The organism is Lentzea pudingi (assembly GCF_014646255.1).
GTDB classification, from domain to species: Bacteria; Actinomycetota; Actinomycetes; order Mycobacteriales; family Pseudonocardiaceae; genus Lentzea; species Lentzea pudingi.
The window spans coordinates 156320-176643 of record NZ_BMNC01000002.1; the positions used below are offsets into that span (position 1 = coordinate 156320).

At 68.2% G+C, this 20324-nt stretch carries 17 protein-coding genes and 1 pseudogene; 10 read left to right on the plus strand and 8 right to left on the minus strand.

Annotated features, from left to right (window positions below):
• Positions 1-104: 104 nt before the first annotated feature.
• Both IEY88_RS06585 and lon read left to right on the plus strand, forming a co-directional pair.
• Positions 105-755 (plus strand): cytochrome P450 family protein, encoded by a 651-nt coding sequence (locus IEY88_RS06585; RefSeq protein ID WP_189153731.1) that lies wholly within the window; start codon positions 105-107, stop codon positions 753-755.
• 76 nt (positions 756-831) lie between these two features.
• Complete coding sequence (gene lon / locus IEY88_RS06590; RefSeq protein WP_189153732.1) at positions 832-3180, plus strand: endopeptidase La; 2349 nt, start codon at positions 832-834, stop codon at positions 3178-3180.
• A 61-nt stretch (positions 3181-3241) separates the two neighbouring features.
• Here lon and IEY88_RS06595 read toward each other — a convergent pair whose 3' ends face one another.
• The 4 genes from IEY88_RS06595 to IEY88_RS06610 all read right to left on the minus strand — a co-directional run bounded on the left by IEY88_RS06595 (position 3242) and on the right by IEY88_RS06610 (position 5572).
• Complete coding sequence (locus IEY88_RS06595; protein ID WP_189153733.1) at positions 3242-3718, minus strand: AMIN-like domain-containing (lipo)protein; 477 nt, start codon at positions 3716-3718, stop codon at positions 3242-3244.
• Between the two features lie 63 nt (positions 3719-3781).
• The gene (locus IEY88_RS06600) at positions 3782-4258 is read right to left on the minus strand and encodes an AMIN-like domain-containing (lipo)protein (RefSeq protein WP_189153734.1); all 477 of its coding nucleotides are present in this window, start codon (positions 4256-4258) and stop codon (positions 3782-3784) included.
• A gap of 11 nt (positions 4259-4269) precedes the next feature.
• Positions 4270-4725, minus strand: coding sequence for an AMIN-like domain-containing (lipo)protein (locus IEY88_RS06605; protein ID WP_189153735.1), 456 nt, complete (start codon positions 4723-4725; stop codon positions 4270-4272).
• A gap of 70 nt (positions 4726-4795) precedes the next feature.
• Positions 4796-5572: a polysaccharide deacetylase family protein gene (locus IEY88_RS06610; RefSeq protein ID WP_189153736.1), complete on the minus strand. Its 777-nt coding sequence runs from the start codon at positions 5570-5572 to the stop codon at positions 4796-4798.
• An 88-nt stretch (positions 5573-5660) separates the two neighbouring features.
• Here IEY88_RS06610 and IEY88_RS06615 point away from each other — a divergent pair, with 88 nt between their 5' ends.
• The 3 genes from IEY88_RS06615 to IEY88_RS06625 all read left to right on the plus strand — a co-directional run bounded on the left by IEY88_RS06615 (position 5661) and on the right by IEY88_RS06625 (position 8501).
• Complete coding sequence (locus IEY88_RS06615; protein ID WP_189153737.1) at positions 5661-6188, plus strand: YbhB/YbcL family Raf kinase inhibitor-like protein; 528 nt, start codon at positions 5661-5663, stop codon at positions 6186-6188.
• Between the two features lie 461 nt (positions 6189-6649).
• Positions 6650-8023, plus strand: a complete 1374-nt coding sequence (locus tag IEY88_RS06620) for a mycothione reductase (RefSeq protein WP_189153738.1) — start codon at positions 6650-6652, stop codon at positions 8021-8023.
• 64 nt (positions 8024-8087) lie between these two features.
• A complete protein-coding gene (locus tag IEY88_RS06625; RefSeq protein WP_189153739.1) occupies positions 8088-8501 on the plus strand; it encodes a flavodoxin domain-containing protein in 414 nt (137 codons plus the stop codon).
• Here the strand turns inward: IEY88_RS06625 and IEY88_RS06630 are convergent.
• Complete coding sequence (locus IEY88_RS06630) at positions 8498-8902, minus strand: VOC family protein (protein ID WP_189153740.1); 405 nt, start codon at positions 8900-8902, stop codon at positions 8498-8500. The two genes, IEY88_RS06625 and IEY88_RS06630, sit on opposite strands and share 4 nt — an antisense overlap.
• Positions 8903-8954: 52 nt before the next feature.
• Positions 8955-10142: an MFS transporter gene (locus IEY88_RS06635; protein WP_229693148.1), complete on the minus strand. Its 1188-nt coding sequence runs from the start codon at positions 10140-10142 to the stop codon at positions 8955-8957.
• A gap of 105 nt (positions 10143-10247) precedes the next feature.
• Between IEY88_RS06635 and IEY88_RS06640 the strand changes: the two genes are divergently transcribed.
• The 4 genes from IEY88_RS06640 (at position 10248) to IEY88_RS06655 (ending at position 17053) form a co-directional block, all read left to right on the plus strand.
• Positions 10248-10919 carry a FadR/GntR family transcriptional regulator gene (locus IEY88_RS06640; RefSeq protein ID WP_189153741.1) on the plus strand — a complete coding sequence of 224 codons (672 nt, stop codon included), beginning with the start codon at positions 10248-10250 and terminating at the stop codon, positions 10917-10919.
• Positions 10920-10963: 44 nt separating this feature from the next.
• The gene (locus tag IEY88_RS06645) at positions 10964-12067 is read left to right on the plus strand and encodes an epoxide hydrolase family protein (RefSeq protein WP_229693149.1); all 1104 of its coding nucleotides are present in this window, start codon (positions 10964-10966) and stop codon (positions 12065-12067) included.
• The gene (locus tag IEY88_RS06650) at positions 12064-13155 is read left to right on the plus strand and encodes a winged helix DNA-binding domain-containing protein (RefSeq protein WP_189153742.1); all 1092 of its coding nucleotides are present in this window, start codon (positions 12064-12066) and stop codon (positions 13153-13155) included. The genes IEY88_RS06645 and IEY88_RS06650 overlap by 4 nt, the downstream gene beginning before the upstream one ends.
• Before the next feature lie 73 nt (positions 13156-13228).
• Positions 13229-17053, plus strand: coding sequence for a hypothetical protein (locus IEY88_RS06655; protein ID WP_189153743.1), 3825 nt, complete (start codon positions 13229-13231; stop codon positions 17051-17053).
• On the opposite strand, the gene IEY88_RS06660 is transcribed toward IEY88_RS06655, so the two are convergent.
• The gene (locus IEY88_RS06660) at positions 17001-17924 is read right to left on the minus strand and encodes a LysR family transcriptional regulator (RefSeq protein WP_189153744.1); all 924 of its coding nucleotides are present in this window, start codon (positions 17922-17924) and stop codon (positions 17001-17003) included. The two genes, IEY88_RS06655 and IEY88_RS06660, sit on opposite strands and share 53 nt — an antisense overlap.
• 73 nt (positions 17925-17997) lie before the next feature.
• Here IEY88_RS06660 and IEY88_RS06665 point away from each other — a divergent pair.
• Positions 17998-18759: pseudogene (locus IEY88_RS06665) on the plus strand (EamA family transporter); the annotation flags it as partial.
• 7 nt (positions 18760-18766) lie between these two features.
• Here the strand turns inward: IEY88_RS06665 and IEY88_RS06670 are convergent.
• Entirely contained in the window at positions 18767-20314 is a 1548-nt protein-coding gene (locus tag IEY88_RS06670) for a cobyric acid synthase (RefSeq protein WP_189154491.1), read from the minus strand.
• Positions 20315-20324 lie beyond the last annotated feature (10 nt).

Here is a 20324-nt window from a genome sequence, read left to right on the forward strand (position 1 = left end):
CCACACATCCGAACCAGGACGGTTTCAGTCACGTGTGAGGAACCATGCACTCCAGCACCGCTGAACGCCACGCGAGGTTCCGTCTTCTCAGGGAACGCTCTCCGGTGCACTTCGACGCCGATATCGGTGGCTGGTGCATCTCCCGTTACGACGACGTGCTCACAGTGCTCGGCATCGATCCCGGTGATCCGCAGCCACTACCCAAACGGGTGATCGCGCACGCCGTGAAGCTCGCCAGACCCGTGATCACCCTGAGCACCCTCGAAATGCTCGACGCCGACGACGCCGCGTTCGCGCAGTCGGTCGCGGCCACGGCGGCCGAGGCGTTCACGCTCGCGCACGGCATGGAGGTGTTCGCCGCCACCGCCCTCGAGACCACGCACGGGTTCCTCACCAACGCCTTGCGCGCGCTCCAAGACCACCCCGCTCAGGCCGAGCTGCTCAGGAACGACCCGGAACTGGCCAAGGACGCCGTCGAGGAGCTCCTCCGCTACGACACCCCGATCCCCATCGCCCCCGCCCGCCGGACACCGGACCCTCTCGTGCTGAGCGGGCGTACGGTCGAGGCAGGTGAGGTGCTCCTGCCGTTCGTCGCGGCGGCCAACCGGTGCTCGGTGAGATTTCCCGGCGGCGAGCGCCTCGACCTGCGGCGCAAGCCCGTGGGAGTGCTGTCCTCGTGTCCCACGAGCACCGCCCTCGCCCGCGTGACCGGCGAGATCGCGCTGGTCAGACGCCTTCGGGCCGCTGCTCGCTGACAGCGAACACGTCAGGGGAACACCGGCAGACTCCAGTTGGTTGAGCGGTACAGACTCAACTTTGGAGGATGACGAGATGGGCGAAACCCTGGCCCTGCCGGTACTGCCGCTGGACGACGTCGTGGTGCTGCCCGGCATGGTCGTGCCGATCCGCATCTCCGGCGAGGACGCGAGCTCAGAGGCTCGTGCGGCGGTAGACGCGGCCACGACCGCAGCGAACCATCAAGTGCTGCTCGTCCCACGGCTGGACGGGAAGTACGCGGCCGTGGGCACGCTGGCCGAGATCGAACAGGTCGGCCGCCTGCCCGGTGGCGAACGCGCTGCCGTCGTGCGCGGCACCAAGCGCGTGCGCATCGGCACGGGCACCACGGGTCCGGGCGCGGCGCTGTGGGTCAACGCGACGATCGCGGACGACTCCGTGATCACCGACCGGACGCGCGAACTCGCGAAGCAGTACCGCGCACTGGTGACGAACATCCTGCAGACGCGCGGCGCGTGGCAGATGGTCGACTCGGTGCAGCAGATCAGCGACCCGTCGGCGCTGGCCGACCTCGCGGGCTACGCCTCCTACCTCGACGAGAAGCAGAAGATCTGGCTGCTGGAGACGAGCGACGTCACCACGCGGCTGGAGAAGCTCGTGGAGTGGGGCCAGGCGCACCTGACCGAGCTCGACGTCAACGAGACGATCGCGAAGGACGTCAAGGAAGGCGTCGAGAAGCAGCAGCGGGAGTTCCTGCTGCGCCAGCAGATGGCCGCGATCCGCAAGGAACTGGCCGAACTCGACGGCAAGCCCGCGACCGAGCAGGACGACTACCGCGCCCGCGTGGAGGCCGCCGACCTGCCGGAGAAGGTCGCGAAGGCCGCGCTGGCCGAGGTCGACAAGCTGGAGCGCACCTCCGAGCAGTCGCCCGAGGTGGGCTGGATCCGGACGTGGCTCGACACCGTCCTCGAGATGCCGTGGAACGAACGGACCGAGGACTCTTATGACATCAAGGCGGCGCGCGAGATCCTCGACGCCGACCACGCGGGCCTCGACGACGTGAAGCAGCGCATCACGGAGTACCTGGCCGTGCGCAAGCGTCGTGCAGACCGCGGCATGGGCGTGGTGGGCGGCCGTCGTTCCGGCGCCGTGCTCGCGCTGACGGGCCCTCCCGGCGTCGGCAAGACGTCGCTCGGCGAGTCCGTGGCACGGGCGATGGGCCGCAAGTTCGTCCGCGTGGCCCTGGGTGGCGTGCGGGACGAGGCCGAGATCCGCGGTCACCGCCGCACGTACGTCGGCGCGCTGCCGGGCCGGATCGTCCGCGCGATCAGCGAGGCCGGGTCGATGAACCCGGTCGTGCTGCTCGACGAGATCGACAAGGTCGGCTCCGACTACCGCGGCGACCCGACGGCGGCGTTGCTCGAGGTGCTGGACCCGGCGCAGAACCACACGTTCCGCGACCACTACCTGGAGGTCGAGCTCGACCTCTCGGACGTCGTGTTCCTCGCGACCGCGAACGTCCTGGACTCGATCCCGGCGCCGCTGCTCGACCGCATGGAACTCGTGCAGCTCGACGGCTACACCGAGGACGAGAAGGTCACGATCGCCGGCGGGCACCTGCTGCCGCGCCAGATCGAACGCGCCGGCCTCACCCCCGAGGACGTGACGTTCGAGAAGCCCGCGCTGCACCAGCTCGCGAGCGAGTACACGCGGGAAGCCGGTGTGCGGCAACTGGAACGGGCCCTCGCGCGGATCCTGCGCAAGGCGACCGCGAAGGTGGCGCTGGGCGAGGCGGAGTTCCCGATCACGGTCGACCAGCCGTCGCTGAAGTCCTACATCGGCAGCCCGAAGAACACGCCCGAGTCGGCGGAACGCACGTCGGTCCCCGGCGTGGCAACGGGTCTGGCCGTCACGGGTGTCGGTGGCGACGTGCTGTTCATCGAGGCCTCGCTGGCCCCGAAGGACACCGGCGCGTCCGGCGTCACGCTGACCGGCCAGCTGGGCGACGTGATGAAGGAGTCCGCGCAGATCGCGTTGTCGTACCTGCGTTCGCACGACGAGAAGGCCGCGTCACTGGCCGACCGGGGAGTGCACATCCACGTCCCGGCGGGCGCGGTGCCGAAGGACGGGCCGTCCGCGGGCGTCACGATGACGACGGCGCTGGCATCACTGCTCTCGGGCCGCCCGGTGCGTTCCGACGTGGCGATGACGGGCGAGATCTCGTTGACCGGCCGCGTGCTGCCGATCGGTGGCGTGAAGCAGAAGCTGCTCGCCGCTCACCGTGCGGGCATCACGACCGTGCTGCTGCCGCAGCGCAACGAGCCGGACCTGGACGACGTGCCCGAGTCGGTGCGTGAGCAGCTGACAGTGCACTTCGTCTCGGACGTGGCCCAGGTGCTGGAGCACGCGCTCTCGAAGGAGAACGTCGCAACCGTTGCGGCGTAACGCACAGACCCCTCGTGGGGGCAGTAGCGGCGACTGCTGCCCCCACGAGGCTTTGTGCTGGCTAGAGGCCTACGTCGATGACGAGCCGGTTCGGGCTCGTCATCGTGAAGACCCGGTGCCACGAGTAGGGGTTGCTGTATCCGACAGCAACCCCGAGCGTGGCCTCGAAGTCGCACGTGAGCGCGACCCCGCGGACGTGGCTCAGGCCGGGCGTCGCGAAGTTCTGCGACCCCCTGTACGTCAGGTTCCCGTTGTCGTCGTGGGCGGCGGCACCGATCAACGTGACCGACAGGATCTCGTTGATCCCCGGCCCCGCAACGGTGATCGGGTTGCCGGACGCGCACTGCGACACGCTCGTGACCTCACTGACCCGGTGCTCCGTCGGCAGTCCGGTCAGGTCCAGCACCACACGGCTGAACCCGGCGTGCTGCCCGGTCCGGATGTTCGACAGCGTGGGGGTGCTCTGCGCCGACGCGACCGGCACGAACGTGAACACGGCCAGTGCCGTCATGAGCACCGCGGCAAGACGTCTGTTCATCTCCAGCCCCCTCTCAGGGCTCGCTTGATGTCTTCAAGACGTGTGACCCAGGCCACAGTTGCGTCAGGAGCCGAAGGAGTAGACGTCGATGACGACCCGGTCGGGGTTGGTCAGCGTGAAGACCTTGTGCCACGAGTCCCGATCGGCATACCCGACCGCGATCCCCATCGTCGCCTCGAAGTCGCACGTGAACGCGATGCCCTTGACGTTGGTCAGCCCCTGCGGCACGAAGTTGCGAGGCCCCGTGTAGGTCGGGTCGAAGTTCTCGTCGTACGACGCGGCACCGTGGAACATCGTCTCGAGGATCTCGTTCCCGGGCACTGCCACGGGGTCGCCCGAACCGCAGTTCGTGACCTCACCGGCCTCCCGGGACATCGAGTTGCTCGGCAACCCGTTCATGTCGAGCACGATCCGCTCGAACCCGTCGTGCTTGCCGGTCCGGATGTTCGTCAACTCCGCGTGCCCGTCAGCCGACGCCACGGGAACGAACGTGAACACCGCGCCCACCGCGAGCAGCACCGCACCAAGTCGCTTCTTCATCGTTTCCCCCGTCAGCTGTTGTCGATGTCGATGTCGATGACGACGCGAGTCGGGTTGTCCAGGAACGAGACCGCGTACGACCGCCCCGTGCCCGAGTACCCGATCCCGAAGCCGAGGTGCGCCTCGAAACCGCAGGTGTTCGTGACGCTCCGGACCTTCGCGAGCCCAGGCGTCTCGAACGAACGCGGCCCGGGATAGCCATAGGCGCTCGCGGGCTGCATGGTGACTTCCAGGAACTCGTCACCCTTGGCCGAGACCGGCTTGCCGGACCCGCAGTTGTACAGCTCGGAGGTCACCCCCTCCGTCACGGCCGGCCGCGGCCCGCTGAACTCGAACACCACCCGGTCGAACCCGGCGTGCACCCCGGTCCGGATGTCCGTCAACTCGCTCGCCTCGGCCGCCGAAGCGGCAGGCACGCCCCCCATCGCCATCCCCACGGCGACGAGCGCGACAGCAGTTCGCTTCATCTTCCCCTCCCCCTCTTCCCCGAAAAAGACGCCCGCGCAGTACACGCGCGATCACGCCCCGGGGTTGCCACTACCCGAGGAAGTCCTCCAGCGGCACCGGCGTCAGCCCGTCCTGCTTCGCCCGGTTCAGGAAGGCCGTGAAGTCCTCGACGAACGTCGTGCGGAAGTGCATGAGCACGATGTCCCCGCGGTTGAGCCGATCCCCCTGCTGGAACTGCACCCGCCCGTCGTTGACCGCCGCAGTCCAGTTGACCAGCGCCTTGAACCCACAACTGGCAGCAGCGTGCCGAGTCGTGGAGTCGTAGTTCCCGAACGGCGGCCGGAACAACGTGGGCCGCTTCCCGTACTCGGAGGCCAGGAAGTCCGCGTTGCCGCAGATCTCGTTCTTCTGGAACTCCAACCCCTTCCCCATCAGGTTCGGGTGGTTGGTCGTATGACTGTGCACAGTCACCGGCAACTGCTTGAAGTAGTCCTTGTGCCCCTCGGCGTACTTCGTGTTCAGGAAGACCGACGGCCACACCCCAGCCGAGATCATCAGCTCAAGAGCCTGGGGATGCTGCACAGCCCCGTCATCGATCGTGATGAACACATAAGGCTTGTCAGTAGCGATCCGCGTGAGAACGGGCACCATCCCGTCCACAACAGCAGGCGCCTTGGCCTGCACCGTCCCATATGGATAGGGCGGCTCGAACATCCGCGAGGGCCGCGGCACAGCACTGCCAGTAGTCGTGACCGGCGCACCAGAAGTGGTGAGCACGGGCCCACCAGTCTGCGAATCGGCCGCGTCCGCACACGACACCACACCCGCAACCAGCAAAAACGCAGCAAGAAGCCGCAATCTGAACATAACTTTCCCCCTCTACGCGAAAGACGTCGCGCAGGCCCCCATGGTTGCACGGGACTAGGGTCGAGGTGATCACAAAAAGGAGGACTCCATGACCCTCGAGCGCCCAGTCGCTCCCGACCCCTACCAGCTGCTCCCGCAGGTAGGCACCTTCACCGTCACCTCAACGGACGTACAAGACGGCAAGCAACTCCCCGACGCGCAGGTCTTCGAGGGCGGCAACACCTCCCCACACCTGACCTGGCAGGGCTTCCCAGAAGAAACCCGCAGCTTCGTGGTCACCTGCTACGACCCGGACGCCCCCACCCCCTCGGGCTTCTGGCACTGGGTAGCGGTGAACCTCCCGGCCACCACCACCGAACTGCCCACCGGCGCAGGCGCCGAGGACGCGACCCTTCCAGGCGACGCCTTCCACGTCCGCTCGGACTACAGCACCCGAGCCTTCGGCGGTGCCGCCCCACCCAAGGGTGACCACCCCCACCGCTACTACTTCGTGGTGCACGCGGTAGACGTGGACAAGCTGGACGTGGACGAGAACGCCTCCCCAGCGGTGGTCAGCTTCAACCTGGCCTTCCACACCTTGGCAAGGGCCATCATCACCCCGACCTACCAGCACTAACGACCACACGGCACCTGATCGCACGCGACGCCGCAGGCGAGCCGTACGTCTTTCGTCTTTAGCAAGCGCACTGGGCGGTGGGGTCCCATCACGAGTCGCGCCATAGCACTTGCTGCATGCCTGAAGGGGTGTCAACTCGACACGCTTTTCGTCGAGTTGACACCCCTTCAGGCATGTGGCCCGCTCTTGGCTCGGCTCGTGATGGGACCCCACCGCCGACGCACCCAAACTACGCAACCGGCAGCCGCTCAAAGCAACAGGCGTGCCATCTACCCGCAGGCAGCGCGGGCCCCCTGATCAGATTGCCGGGGGTCTGGGGGCAGAGCCCCCAGGGGAAGCACGCAACCGCAACCAGGCCGCCCGCAAGCCAACCCCCTACGGACCGTAGCGAACAGACCTCGTAAGCCCACGTAACCCCACAAAGGGGAACACCACCCCCACGAAAATGGTTGGATCCACACGTGAGGCACTTCGACCTGGTCATCATCGGCACCGGCTCCGGCAACAGCATCCCGGCGGAAGCCACGGCAGGCTGGCAGATCGCCATCCTGGAAAAGGGCACCTTCGGCGGCACCTGCCTGAACGTGGGCTGCATTCCGACAAAAATGTTCGTCCACACAGCTGACCAGGCCGCAGCCCCGGCAAACGCCAAAAAACTAGGCGTGGACGCACACACGGACACCATCCACTGGCCAGAGATCCGTGACCGCATCTTCAACCGGATCGACCCGATCGCCGAAGGCGGCCGCAACTGGCGTGCCAACGAGAACGCGAACGTCACGGTCTACGAGGGCACGGCCCACTTCATCGACGCCCACACGATCGACACCGGCACGGGCGAACAGATCACCGCCGACCGGATCGTCATCGCAGCAGGCAGCCGCCCCACCATCCCGGCGATCGCGGACCTGGACACCACGGGCTTCCACACCAGCGACACGATCATGCGCCTGGACGAACTCCCCGAGAGCCTGATCATCGTCGGCAGCGGCTTCATCGCCTCGGAGTTCGCCCACGTCTTCAGCAGCTTCGGCGTGAAAGTCACCCTGATCGCCCGCTCCAACCTCCTACTCCGCCACGAGGATCTGGAGATCGCACAGCGCTTCACGGACATCGCCAAAAACAAGTGGGACGTCAAACTCAACCGCAAAACCACCCGCGCCGAAAAAACGACAACCGGCGTGAAGCTCCACCTAGAAGGCCCCAACGGCGAAGAAACCGTTGAGGCACAACAGCTCCTGATCGCAGTGGGCAGGCAGCCGAACAGCGACCTCCTCCAGGTCCAGAACGCCGGCCTGGACCAGCACGAGGACGGCCGCGTCAAGGTCGACGAGTACCAGCGCACGAGCCAGCCGCACATCTTCGCCCTGGGCGACATCAGCTCGGACTACCAGCTCAAGCACGTCGCGAACCACGAGGCGAAGGTCGTCCAGCACAACCTGCTGAACCCGGACGACCAGATCAAGAGCGACCACCGCTTCGTCCCGGCCGCCGTCTTCTCGAACCCGCAGATCGCGAGCGTCGGCCTGACCGAGGAACAGGCCAAAGCCAAGGGCATCCGCTACGTCACCTCCAGCCAGGCCTACGCGTCCATCGCGTACGGCTGGGCGATGGAGGACACGACCGGCTTCGCGAAGCTGATCGCGGACCCGGCCACCGGTCAGCTGCTCGGCGCGCACATCATCGGCCCGCAGGCGTCGACGGTGATCCAGCCGTTGATCCAGGCGATGAGCTTCGGTCTCGACGCGAAGTCCATGGCACGTGGGCAGTACTGGATCCATCCGGCGATGCCGGAACTGGTCGAGAACGCGCTTCTCAACCTTCCGCTGGACTGAAGGCCTCGAATGACAGGGACTTCCGCCGCTGCCGGAAACCGGCCGCGGCGACCACGATGCAGCGATGACTGACAGAGTCCTCGTCGCGTACACCTCGAGAATCGCCGCCACCGACGAGATAGCCGAGATCATCGGCACCGAACTCGCGGGCTGCGGGCTGAGAGTCACCGTGCTCCCGGTCGCCGCGGCCGAATCGCTGCACGGGTTCGGTGCCGTGATCATGGGTGACGCGGCGACCCGTGACGCGCATCGGTTCGTGAAGCGGCACAGGGCTTCCCTCAAGTACACGCCCATGTGGCTGTTCCACCGCGGCACGCCTCCCGTGCCGCACGACGTCACGCGCATGGTCCGCAGGCTCAGCGCCGTCGGTCCGGTCAGCTTCGGCGGGGCGGCAGCGGACTGGGACCGCGCCAAGGCTTGGGCCCGTCACCTCGCCGACCAGCTCACGGTGCTGCACCGCGGTTTCGTGTCGAACTAAGCCTGCTGGATCCGCACGGTGTTACCGGCGGGGTCGCGGAACACGCAGTCACGCGCACCCCACGGTTGGTCGGTCGGCTCCTGCACGACGTCCGCGCCGCCCGCCTGGAGCTTGTCGAACGCGCCGTCCAGATCCGGCGTCGCCAGGGTGATGTACGCGTACGAGCCGTTCTGCATCATCTCGGTGATGGCGCCGCGCTGAACGTCCGTCAGCCCCTCGGCCATGGCCGGCGGCTCCAGCACGACGGACGACGGCAATCCCGCCGGAGCGACGGTGATCCAGCGCATCGGGCCGCGCCCGACGTCCAGCCGGACCTCCCAGCCGAGCAGGTCGCGGTAGAACGCCAGCGAGGCGTCGGGGTCGGTGTGCGGCAGGAACGTGGCGTGAATGGTGATGTCCATGCCGACAACGCTAGGACCAGCGACAACGCACCGCTTCTCGATTCCTGACCACCTAGACGTACCGCGGACGCCCGGCGATCATGCCGAGCACGGTCAGCGCGACCAGCAGCACCAGCTGCAGCGTCAGCGACACCGTCCACGACCCGGTGGACTCACGCAGCACACCGAACGCGAACGGCCCGGAAGCCGCGATCAGGTAGCCGAGGCTCTGCGCCATCGCCGACAGCCGTGCGGTGTCCGAAGTGGACTTGGTGCGCAACGACATCATTAGCAGCGCCAGCGGGAACATGCCCATGCCGAACCCGATCAGCACGACCCACAGCCCAGGAGCGGCGGCGGGCGCCACCAGCATGCCCAGGATCCCGGCGAACGACAGCACACCCAGCCCCAGCACCATCGGCGCCTGGCTGGAGAACCGGGCGGCGATCGGCGGCACCAGCAGGCTCACCGGAACGCCCAGCAGCATCGTGACGGCGAGGAGCATGCCGGCGGTGTTCCGGTCGACGCCGGAGTCGACGAGAATCGCGGGCAACCAGCCCATGACGGTGTAGGCGAACAGCGACTGCAGCCCGAAGAACACCGTGATGACCCACGCCAGCGGGCTGCGCAGCAACGACCGCTTCTCGGCAGGAGCGACCGACCGCACCACGGAGGCCGCCGACCCGTGCCGCGCTCCGGCGAACCAGACGACGACAGCACCCAGCGACAGCAACGCCCACGCGCCGACGGCCAGCCGCCACGAACCCAGCCAGTCCTCCAGCCGTGGCGTCAACGCGGCAGCGAAAGCAGCGCCGGCGGCCAGGGTGCCCGTGTACACACCGGTGATCAGACCGACCTTCGTGGGGAAGGAAGCCTTCACCACCACCGGGATCAGCACGTTGGACACCGCGATGCCCGCGCACGCGATGAAGGTGCCGCCCAGCACGACCCACGGACCGTCGATCACGCGCAGCACCAGGCCGAGCGTGAGCACCCCCAGTGACAGTCCGATCGCACGAGCCATGCCGAGGCGGCGACCCAGCCAGGGGGCCGCGAACGCCGCGAAGCCGAAGCAAAGAGCCGGAACGGCCGTCAGCGCACTGGTCCAAGCGGCCGAAACCCCAAGGGCGGCGCGGACATCACCGAGCACCGAGGCCAGACTGGTCACCGCAGGACGGAGATTCGCGGCAGCGAGGGCGACCCCGATCGCGAGCAACGCGGACCCGACCAGCGGAACGTGACGATTCTTGACGACCGTCACCCTGCGACCTCGATCGGTGGCAGTCTGTGCGGCAAGAGTCGTCTGCTTCATCGTCACGCGCTTCACTATCGCAGACGTAGGATGTTCGGATGAAAGGATGACGCTGTGCCGTTGGCCACTACCCGACGGGCGGGCCTCGTCGACCAGGTGATCGAGCAGATGCGCGGCGCGATCACGACTGGTGAATGGCCCGTCGGGCAGCGCATCCCGCCCGAGCCCGAGCTGGTCACCGCGCTCGGGGTGGGGCGGAACACGGTCCGCGAGGCCGTGCGCGCGCTCTCCCACGCCGGACTGCTGGAGGTGCGGCAGGGCGACGGCACGTTCGTCCGCGCGACCAGCGAGATCTCCGGCGCGGTCCGCCGCATGTGCGGGACCGAACTCAAGGAGGTGCTCCAGGTCCGCCGCACCCTCGAGATGGAGGGCGCGCGCCTGGCCGCGAAGCACCGCACGGACGCCGAACTGGCACGCCTCACCGAGTTGCTGCACAAGCGCGACGCGGCGATGGAGGGCGAGCAGTGGGCCGAGGTGATCGAGCACGACACCGCGTTCCACGTGCTGCTCGTGCAGTGCTCGCACAACACGCTTCTAGCCGAGCTCTACCAGGGCTTGACCGAGGCGGTCAAAGCTTCGGTGGCGGCTTCTGTCGACACCAGCCAGCCTGGCCAGGACCAGGTGTCGCACACCGGGCTGCTGCACGCGGTCCGTGACGGTGACCAGGAGAAGGCGGCGATCGAGGCGGGCGGTTTCTTCGAGGAGCTGATCGAGAAGTTCTGCTGAATCGCGGACAAAGGCTGTCCGCATGAGCTCATAGCGTGGGGGCCATGGAGATCACGCCGTTCCGCATCGAGATCCCGCAGACCGACGTCGACGACCTCCGCTCGCGTCTGGCCGGCACGCGCTGGCCGGAGGACGACCTTCCCGGTGTCGGCTGGTCCTACGGCATCCCGCTGAGCTACCTGCGCCCGCTCGCCGAGTACTGGCGCGACGGGTTCGACTGGCGCGCGCAGGAGGAGCGGCTCAACTCCTACCCGCAGTTCACCACCGAGGTCAGCGGGCAGCGCATCCACTTCCTGCACGTGCGCTCGCAGAACCCGGACGCGACGCCGTTGCTGCTGATCCACGGCTGGCCCGGCTCGTTCGTCGAGTTCCTGAACGTCATCGAACCGCTGTCGCAGGACTTCCACCTCGTCATCCCGTCGATCCCCGGCTTCGGCTTCTCCGGTCCCGTGAAGAAGCCGGGCTGGAACGTCCTGCGCGTCTCGTGGGCGTTCGCGAAGCTCATGGAGGGCCTGGGCTACGACCGCTACGGCACGCAGGGCGGCGACTGGGGTTCGGGCATCGCGCAGGAGATCGGCCGGGTGTTCCCCGAGCAGGTCATCGGCGTGCACGTGAACATGTTGCAGACCTTCCGGCCGCAGGGTGTCAACGACCTGAGCGACGAGGAACTGCGCGCGCTGGAGTCGCTCGACCACTACCAGAAGGAACTCTCCGGCTACATGCACCTGCAGCGCAGCCGGCCGCGCACGCTGTCGTACGCGCTGACGGACAGCGCGGTCGGCCAGCTCGCGTGGATCGCGGAGAAGTTCCACGACTGGACGGACAACGAGGGCGCGCCCGAGGACGCGGTGGACCGCGACCAGATGCTGACCAACGTGTCGATCTACTGGTTCACCGGCACGGCGGGCTCCTCGGCGGCGCTGTACAAGGAGCAGTCGGCGAACTGGGGCAACCAGCAGCCGTCGACCGTGCCGACCGGCGTCGCGGTCTTCCCGCACGACCTGAGCCTGCCGGTGCGGTCGCTGGCGGAGAAGATGATCCCGTCGATCGTGCACTGGACGGAGTTCGACCGCGGCGGCCACTTCGCCGCGATGGAGGAGCCGGACCTGTTGGTCCAAGACATCAGGAAGTTCTTCGGATCACTGTGAGCACAACACTTTCCAACCGCACCCTCAACCGGACCCTGCTCGCGCGGCAACTGCTGCTGGAGCGGACGTCCATGCCGATCGTGGAGGCCGTCGAACACCTCGGCGGCCTGCAGGCCCAGGCACCGATCCCGCCGTACCTCGCGCTGTGGACGCGGCTCAAGCCGTACAAGGTCGACGCGCTGAGCAAGCTCATCATCGACCGCTCGCTGGTGCGGATGACGTTGTGGCGCGGCACTTTGCACCTGATCTCGGCCAACGACGTGTACCTCATGCGCACGGCGTTGCAGCCGGAGCTCGACAAGTGGGCGAAGATCGTGATGCCGCCCGCCACGCGGGTCGAGATCGACCTCGACGAGCTGGCGCGCATCACGCGCGAGTACATCGACGCCGAGCCGCGCACGGTCGCGGAGATCGGCGCGCACCTCGAGGAGCACTTCCCCGAGGCCAAGGCGCGGGAGATGTCGACGCAGGCGCAGATGCTGGTGCCGATGATCCAGGTGCCGCCGCGCGGGATCTGGGGCGTGGGCGGGGTTCCGCAGAACGTCGCGATGGCCACGTGGCTCGGGCGCGACCTCCCCGAACAGGCAGCGGTGCCGGAGTTGATCGAGCGGTACCTGCGGGCGTTCGGACCGGCGACGCTCGCGGACATGCAGGCCTGGTCGCGGTTGATCGGGCTCAAGGCGCACGCGGCGAACCTCGACCTCGTGGAGTACAGGAACGAGGACGGCAAGGTGCTGCTGGACGTGCCGGACGGCGTGATCGTGTCCGAGGACGTGCCCGCGCCCGCACGGTTGTTGCCCGCGTTCGACAACGTGCTGCTGGGGCACGCTGATCGTCAGCGGATCATGAGCGAGGACGCGCGGTCGAGGTGGGGCGCGGTGCGCAACGGCGTGTTCCCGCCGACGTTCCTCGTGGACGGTTTCCTGCGCGGCACCTGGAACGTGGTGGAGAACAAGGACGCGGCGACGCTGACGATCGAGCCGTACTCCAAGACCACGAAGAAGGACATGGCCGGAGTCATCCGCGAGGCCAAGGCGGTGCTGAAGGTGATGGCCCCCAAGAAGCCGCACGTCATCATTGCCCCTTAGGGCGGTGTTTCGTGCCCCTGCGGGTGTCTGACGGCCACGTCTGCGGCGGCCTCTCGCGCGTCAGGCTCGGGGCATGGTCTCCGCACGCCGGGAAGCAGAGGTCACGGAGGCTCTCGTGGACGGCGGGGGCAAAGCCGCCCGCGTATCCGGGAGCCCGCACGCCTTGCTCGCGCTGCAACGCGACGCGGGCAACGCCGCCGTGGGCGCGCTCATGGCGGCCAAGCAGAAGCAGCCGGACGAGAGCGCGATCGACGCGGCCCTGAAAGAGGTCCGCCGCGACGAGCCGGAGATCGACACCGTCGAGAAGGGGCTGAAGGCGGCGCGGACGGCCGGGGTGCCGGTCACGCTGGAAGGCCCGAAACCACCGGCGTCCGCGCTCGCCGTGACGACGACGGGGTTCGGCCCGAACGCGGTCGCGCCCAAGAAGCCCACGCCTCCCGCGAAACCGGTGCCCGCCCAGTCGAAGCTGGGCAAGGCGGGCGCTCGCCCCGCCGCCAAAACCGGAGGCTCGTCACAGAAACCCGTTGCGGCATCGGCAGTTCCGGCCGTCGCCGCGGCCGATCCGGCGTTCCTGCAGGTGACCGAGAAGGTCAAGGGCTTCGCGGCGGCCAAGAGGGCGCACCCACCGGCCTCGGCGAAGGCCAAGGAGGCGCAGGACGCCGCGCAGGCGCCGTCCGACGACCTGGCGGGCCAGGCGAAGGCGTCCAAGGTCGACACGATGGACGCCCAGCAGGCGGGGTCGTTCGACAAGCAGGCGTTCATCGCGGCGGTGAAGACCGCGATCGAGGCCAAGTCGCCGAAGACGTTGCAGGAGGCCACGGCGCCGCAGGGCAAGGCGGACGGGGTCGGCGCCGAGGTGAAGGGCATGGTCTCGCAGGGCAAGGACGGCCAGGCCAAGGACGTCGAGGCCGCCACCGCCGCACCGCCGGACCAGTCGAAGGCCGTGCCGAAGCCGGTCACCCCGATGGCGCCGGAGAACCCCGGCACGGCACCACCGATCCCGGCCACGGGTGCCGTGCCGAAGCCCGCGACTCCCGCGCGGACCGACCTGAGCGCGGGCAGGAGCCAGGTCGCGCAGGAACAGGGCGACGTCACCGACGAACAGCTCCAGCACTCGAACGAACCGCAGTTCCAGCAGGCCCTGGACGCCAAGCAGACCGCCGCCGCGCACGCCGGCACCGCGCCGGGCCAGTTCCGCGCGCAGGAGCAGCAGGTGCTCGGCCAGGCCAAGGCCGACGCGGGCGCCGTGACCGCCGAGGGTGTCGCCGGCATGCAGGGCGCGAAGGGCGCGGCGCTGGCGAACGTCGTGGCGGACAAGGGGAAGACGAAGACCAAGGACGAGGCGAAGCGCGCCGAGGTGACAACGCGCGTGCAGAGCATCTTCACGGCCACCGAGACCGCCGTGAAGAAGATCCTCGAGGGCATCGACCCGAAGGTCGAGGAGGCGTTCACCAAAGGCGAGGCGCAGGCGAAGCAGGCGTTCGAGTCGTTCGTGGCGGCCAAGGTCGGTGCCTACAAGCAGGACCGCTACAGCGGCTGGCTCGGCGGGTTCCGCTGGGCCAAGGACAAGCTGCTCGGCATGCCGGACAAGGTGAACGAGTTCTACACCGCCGGCCGCGAGGTCTACCTCAAGCAGATGGACGGCGTGATCTCGCGCGTCGCCGACATCGTGGGCGGCGACCTCTCCCTTGCCAAGCAACGGATCGCTTCGGGCAAGGCCGAGATCGCCGCGTTCGTGAAGACCCTCTCCCCCGACCTGCGGAAGGTAGGAGCCGAGGCGTCCGCCGAGATCGACGACAAGTTCTCGCAGTTGGAGAGCGACGTCACCGACAAGCAAAACGCCGTCGTCGACACCCTCGCCAGCAAGTACGTCGAGGCACGCCAGGGACTCGACGAACGCATCGAGGCGTTGCAGGCCGAGAACAAGGGCTTCGTCGACGCCGCGATCGACGCCGTCAAGGGCGTGGTCAACACGATCCGCGAACTGGCCGGGATGCTGCGCGACGTCCTGTCCCGCGCCGCCGGCGTGGTCGGCGACATCGTCAAGAAGCCCGTCGAGTTCCTCGGCAACCTGATCGCCGGCGTGAAGGGCGGCATCCTCAAGTTCAAGGACAACATCCTCGACCACCTGCGCAAGGGCCTGATGGGCTGGCTCTTCGGCGCACTGGCCGAGGCGGGCGTCGAACTGCCCGAGAAGTTCGACGTGCGCGGCATCATCAAGCTGCTGGCGTCGATCTTCGGCCTGACCTGGTCGAACATCCGCAACCGCCTGGTTCGCCAGATCGGCGAGAAAGCGATGGCAGCGGCCGAGAAGGGCGTCGAGATCTTCCAGGTCCTGACGTCCCAGGGAGTCTCGGGCCTGTGGCAGATGCTGCTGGACAAGCTCGGCGACATCAAGGAGACGATCCTCGCCCAGGTCAAGGACTTCGTGATCACGAAGATCATCACCGCGGGCATCACCTGGCTCATCGGCCTGCTCAACCCGGCCGCCGCGTTCATCAAGGCCTGCAAGCTCATCTACGACGTCGTGATGTTCTTCGTGAACAACGGCAGCCGCATCATGAAGTTCGTCAACACCGTGATCGACTCCGTCGCCGACATCGTGCGCGGCAACGTCGGCGGCGTCGTCGACAAGATCAACGACGTCCTCGGCCAGATGGTCCCGCTCATCATCGGCTTCCTCGCGAGCGCCATCGGGCTCGGCGGCATCGGCGCGAAGATCCGGTCGATCATCGAGACGCTGCAGAAGCCGGTGAACAAGGCGCTGGACTGGGTGATCAAGAAGGGGCTGGCGCTGGCGGGACCGCTCATCAGGGCCGCCAAGGGGGTCAGCGGCAAGGTGAAGGCGAAGGTGGCGGCGGGCAGGGCGTGGGTGAAGGGCAAGGTCGAGGGAGCCAAGGCCAAGGTGAAGGACTGGGCCGCGGCCATCCCGGGGTTCTCCGGCTTCCGGGGCGGCGGCGAGTCGCACAAGGTGTGGATCGAGAAGACCGGCGCCCGCCGGGTGATGGTGGCGAGCACGCCGACCGAGGCGGGAGCCCTGCTCGACCACTACTCGGCCCAGATCAACGGGTTCCCCGGTGACACGGCGCCGCAGCGGCAGAAGAGGACGGAGCTCCAGGGGAACGTCATCACCGCGCGCACGCAGCTGCAGAACCTCACCACCGACGTGAAGATGCCCTACGACGAACGCGACACGACCCACCACAAGAACAAGCTGCACAACAAACAGATCGCTCTCGCAGCGAGCCTCAAGACCGTGTTCGACGCCGTGCACAAGGCACGGATGGCACTCGCCGGGAAGGTTCCGGCCTACACCACCGGTTCAGGCAAGAAGGCCGCCGGGAGCGTCCGGTGCGTGGCGACCTTCCTCGTCGACTGCGCACCCGGCGAGCAGCCCTACCCCGGCAGCGGCGGCAGGCCGGTGGGCACCGAGGCGGACACCAGGAAGGTGCGTGAGCGAGCACGCCGCGACGCGCACCCGATGGATCGCGAGGACAGCAGGAACACCGGCCAGACGGGCGGGTTCGTCATCGGTTCCGCCGCGGCCTCCCAGCACACCGAGCTCCCGCTGGAACTGGTGACCCGTGCCACCGGTGACGCGACGGCGGAGTCTCACGCCGAGGCACGGGTGCTGACCCAGGTCACGTCGTTCGTCGCGAAGGACCCCACCTGGGCGACGCGGGTGCGCACGATCCAGATCAACATCTCGCACAGCCCGTGCCCGAGCTGCACCGGCCTGCTCCTGGACCTGCGCGCGCTCCTGCTGAACCCCCAGCTCCGCATCTCCGTCGTGCAGTGGAGCCAGCCCTACGACTGGGGTTCCTCCCCCACCACGCCGCAATCGATCAGGTCGTTGCGGGCGAAGTATCGGACGCTCGGCCCGATACCCGGCGAATGACCTCCAGGGTCGCCGTGATCGCCGGCCGCCGCGAAGCCTGCGTCCGCCACACCGCGTACAACCGCCGCGTGGGCGTGGGCCGCAACGGCACCGCCACGACACCCTCCGGCACCTCCTCGCGACCGAGCCGCGGGATCAGCGCCACCCCGATCCCCTTGGCCAGCAACGCCATCTGCGTCCGGTACTCGCTGATCCGGTACGCCACCACGGGTTCGATGCCCGCGCCGTGGAACGTCCGCTCCAGCCAGTCGAAGCAGATCGACCCCTCCGTCTGGCAGATCCACCGCTCGCCGGCGAGGTCGACTGGTTCGAGGAACTCCTTGCGCGCCAGCGGGTTCGTGACCGGGAGCAGCACTTCGGCCACGTCGTCGCCGATGAACGCGCGCGACAGCGACTCCGGCACCGGCAGCGGGGTGTTCGCCCAGTCGTGCACGATCGCCATGTCCAGCTCCCCGCGCGCGACGGCCTCGGTGGCGTAGGGCGGGTCGATCTCCGTCAGCCGCACGTCGAGGGCCGGGTGCTGCTCGCCCAGCGACACCAGGACGTCGGGCAGCAGGCCTCGGGACGCCGTGGCGAACGCGCCGATGCAGAGGCGGCCGATGGCAGCACCGCGCTGTTCCTCCAGCGCGACCTCCGCCTCCTCCACGAGCTTCAGCACCTGGCTCGCGGTCTCGGCCAGCAGGCGGGCGGCGTCGGTGAGGCGGACGCCCCTGCCGTTGCGTTCCAGCAGCGTGGTGCGAGTCTCACGTTCGAGCTTGGCGATCTGCTGCGAGACCGCGGACGGCGTGTAGCCGAGCACGTCCGCAGCGGCGCCCACCGTGCCGTGCACAGCGATGGCGTGCAGCGCTTTCAGCCTTCCCAGGTCGAGCATGTAGCAATGCTAAACCCATCAACTTAGAAAGCGGAACTGGTGCTAAATAGTTAGCGCGCGCAAGCTTGACGGCATGAGTCCCCGTCACGTGCTGCTCGCCGTTCTCGTCGCCGCCATCTGGGGCTTCAACTTCGTCGTGCTCAAGGTCGGCCTGGACGAGTTTCCGCCGATCCTGTTCTCCGCGCTGCGGTTCCTCGCGGCGGCGGTGCCCGCGGTGTTCTTCATCGGACGGCCGTCTGTTGCGTGGCGGTGGGTCATCGCGGTCGGGCTGGTGCTCGGCGTCGCGAAGTTCAGCTTCCTGTTCATCGGGCTCAAGGCCGGTATGCCCGCGGGTCTGGGGTCGCTGGTGCTGCAGAGCCAGGTGATCTTCACGACGCTGTTCGCCGCGGTCGTGCTGCGCGAGCGGCCCAGGCCCGTGCAGATCACCGGCATCGCGCTGGCGGTCGTGGGCATCGGCGTGATCGCGTGGGACTACGGGCTGAGCTCGCCGTTGCTCGGGTTCGCGCTGCTGGTCGCGGCGGCGGCGTGCTGGGGCGTGTCGAACGTGCTGATGCGGTACGCACGGCCCGCGGACATGGTGCGGTTCATGGTGTGGGTCAGCGCCGTGGCGGTGCTTCCGCTCTTCGCGTTGTCCGCACTCACGGAGGACATGAGCGCGCTCGGCCGCCTCGACTGGAGCGGTGTGGGCGCGGTCGGGTACGTCGCGTGGATCTCGACGCTGCTCGGGTTCGGCATCTGGGGGTTCCTGCTGCGCCAGTACGAGTCGTCGGTCGTGGCGCCGTTCTCGTTGCTGGTGCCGGTGTTCGGGATGCTCTCGGCATGGGTGTTCCTCGGCGAGGACCTCAGCGGACTGCAGGCGGCGGCCGGTGGCCTGGTGCTGCTGGGGCTGGCTGTTCCGCAGCTGCTGGGGCGCCGGGCGGCACGAACGGGAGTCCGGCCGGAGCCCCTCGTTCCAGCAGGTCGATGACGGCCTTGGTGTCGAGGTGGTCGGCGACCAGGTCGCCCAGCAGGTCCAGCTGGGCCTCGCGGGCGGCCTGGAAGCTCACCTCGCCCGGTTCGAAGTCACGACCCGCGCGGTCGGCCGCCCAGCGCAGGAACTTCCGCCGGAACGCGTCGTTCTCCAGCAGGCCGTGCCAGTGGGTGCCGAGCACGCGGTCCGTCTGGGCACCCTCGTCGCCGACCCACGGCCGTTCGGCGTTGCGGACGACCTGGCCGTGGTGGATCTCGTAGCCGGTGACCGGCTCGTCCCACGCCGTGTCCGACGGGGTGGCGAGGGTCTTCCTGGCCTGGAAGCGGATGTCGACGTCGAGCAGGCCGAGCCCGTCGACCACTCCGGCACCCGACTCCACGTCGTCCTCGATGTGCTTCGACAGCATCTGGAACCCGCCGCAGATGCCGAGCACCGGGCCGTCGAAGCGCTGGATCGCCTGGGCCAGGCCGGTTTCCCGCAACCAGGCAAGATCGGAGACGGTGGCCTTGGATCCCGGCAGCACGACCACGTCCGCGTCGGCCAGCCGTGAAGGCTCCGTCACGAACCGCACGGAGACGCCCGGCTCGCAGGCCAGCGCCTCGACGTCGGTGGCGTTCGAGATGCGCGGCAACCGGATCACGGCGACCCGCAGCCAGTCCCGCACCGGCGGCTGCGGCCTGCCCACCACGCCGTCCGCGTTGTAGGACAACGAATCCTCGGCGTCGAGCCACAGTTCCTCGCGCCACGGCAGCACTCCGAGCACCGGCCGCCCGGTCAACGCCCTGAGCTGGTGCAACCCCGGCTCGAGCAACCTGGCGTCGCCGCGGAACTTGTTGACGACGAAGCCGGAGATCAGTGCCTGGTCCGCCGCGTCCAGCACCGCGACCGTGCCGAAGAGGTGCGCGAACACACCGCCGCGGTCGATGTCCCCGACCACCAGCACCGGCAGGTTCGCGCGGGTCGCGAGGCCCATGTTCGCGATGTCGTCGGCACGCAGGTTGATCTCGGCCGGCGAGCCCGCCCCCTCGCAGACCACCACCTCGTGATCGGCCCGCAGGGAGTCCAAAGTGGACAACACGGTGCCGAGCAGCTGCTGCTTGCGCTCGCGGTAGCTCAGCGCGGAGACCTCACCGACCGCCTGGCCGAGCACGACGACCTGGGACGTGCGGTCGCTGCCGGGCTTGAGCAGCACCGGGTTGAACCGGACGCTCGGCTCCTTGAACGCGGCCCGCGCCTGGAACGCCTGAGCACGCCCGATCTCCCCGCCGTCGAGTGTGACGAACGAGTTGTTGGACATGTTCTGCGCCTTGAACGGCACGACGTCGACGCCCTGGCGTGCCAGAAAGCGGCACAGACCGGCCACCAGGACGCTCTTGCCCGCGTCCGAGGTCGTCCCACAGATCAACATCGCGCCCCGCATGGACGCCAAT

Excerpts from the sequence above, each read along its gene's own strand:
- IEY88_RS06595 (WP_189153733.1), bottom strand. The coding sequence starts at position 3,718 with ATGAACAGACGTCTTGCCGCGGTGCTCATGACGGCACTGGCCGTGTTC.
- IEY88_RS06625 (WP_189153739.1), top strand. The coding sequence starts at position 8,088 with ATGACTGACAGAGTCCTCGTCGCGTACACCTCGAGAATCGCCGCCACC.
- IEY88_RS06605 (WP_189153735.1), bottom strand. The coding sequence starts at position 4,725 with ATGAAGCGAACTGCTGTCGCGCTCGTCGCCGTGGGGATGGCGATGGGG.
- lon (WP_189153732.1), top strand. The coding sequence starts at position 832 with ATGGGCGAAACCCTGGCCCTGCCGGTACTGCCGCTGGACGACGTCGTG.
- IEY88_RS06600 (WP_189153734.1), bottom strand. The coding sequence starts at position 4,258 with ATGAAGAAGCGACTTGGTGCGGTGCTGCTCGCGGTGGGCGCGGTGTTC.
- IEY88_RS06660 (WP_189153744.1), bottom strand. The coding sequence starts at position 17,924 with ATGCTCGACCTGGGAAGGCTGAAAGCGCTGCACGCCATCGCTGTGCAC.
- IEY88_RS06610 (WP_189153736.1), bottom strand. The coding sequence starts at position 5,572 with ATGTTCAGATTGCGGCTTCTTGCTGCGTTTTTGCTGGTTGCGGGTGTG.
- IEY88_RS06645 (WP_229693149.1), top strand. The coding sequence starts at position 10,964 with ATGGAGATCACGCCGTTCCGCATCGAGATCCCGCAGACCGACGTCGAC.
- IEY88_RS06670 (WP_189154491.1), bottom strand. The coding sequence starts at position 20,314 with ATGCGGGGCGCGATGTTGATCTGTGGGACGACCTCGGACGCGGGCAAG.
- IEY88_RS06615 (WP_189153737.1), top strand. The coding sequence starts at position 5,661 with ATGACCCTCGAGCGCCCAGTCGCTCCCGACCCCTACCAGCTGCTCCCG.
- IEY88_RS06655 (WP_189153743.1), top strand. The coding sequence starts at position 13,229 with ATGGTCTCCGCACGCCGGGAAGCAGAGGTCACGGAGGCTCTCGTGGAC.
- IEY88_RS06630 (WP_189153740.1), bottom strand. The coding sequence starts at position 8,902 with ATGGACATCACCATTCACGCCACGTTCCTGCCGCACACCGACCCCGAC.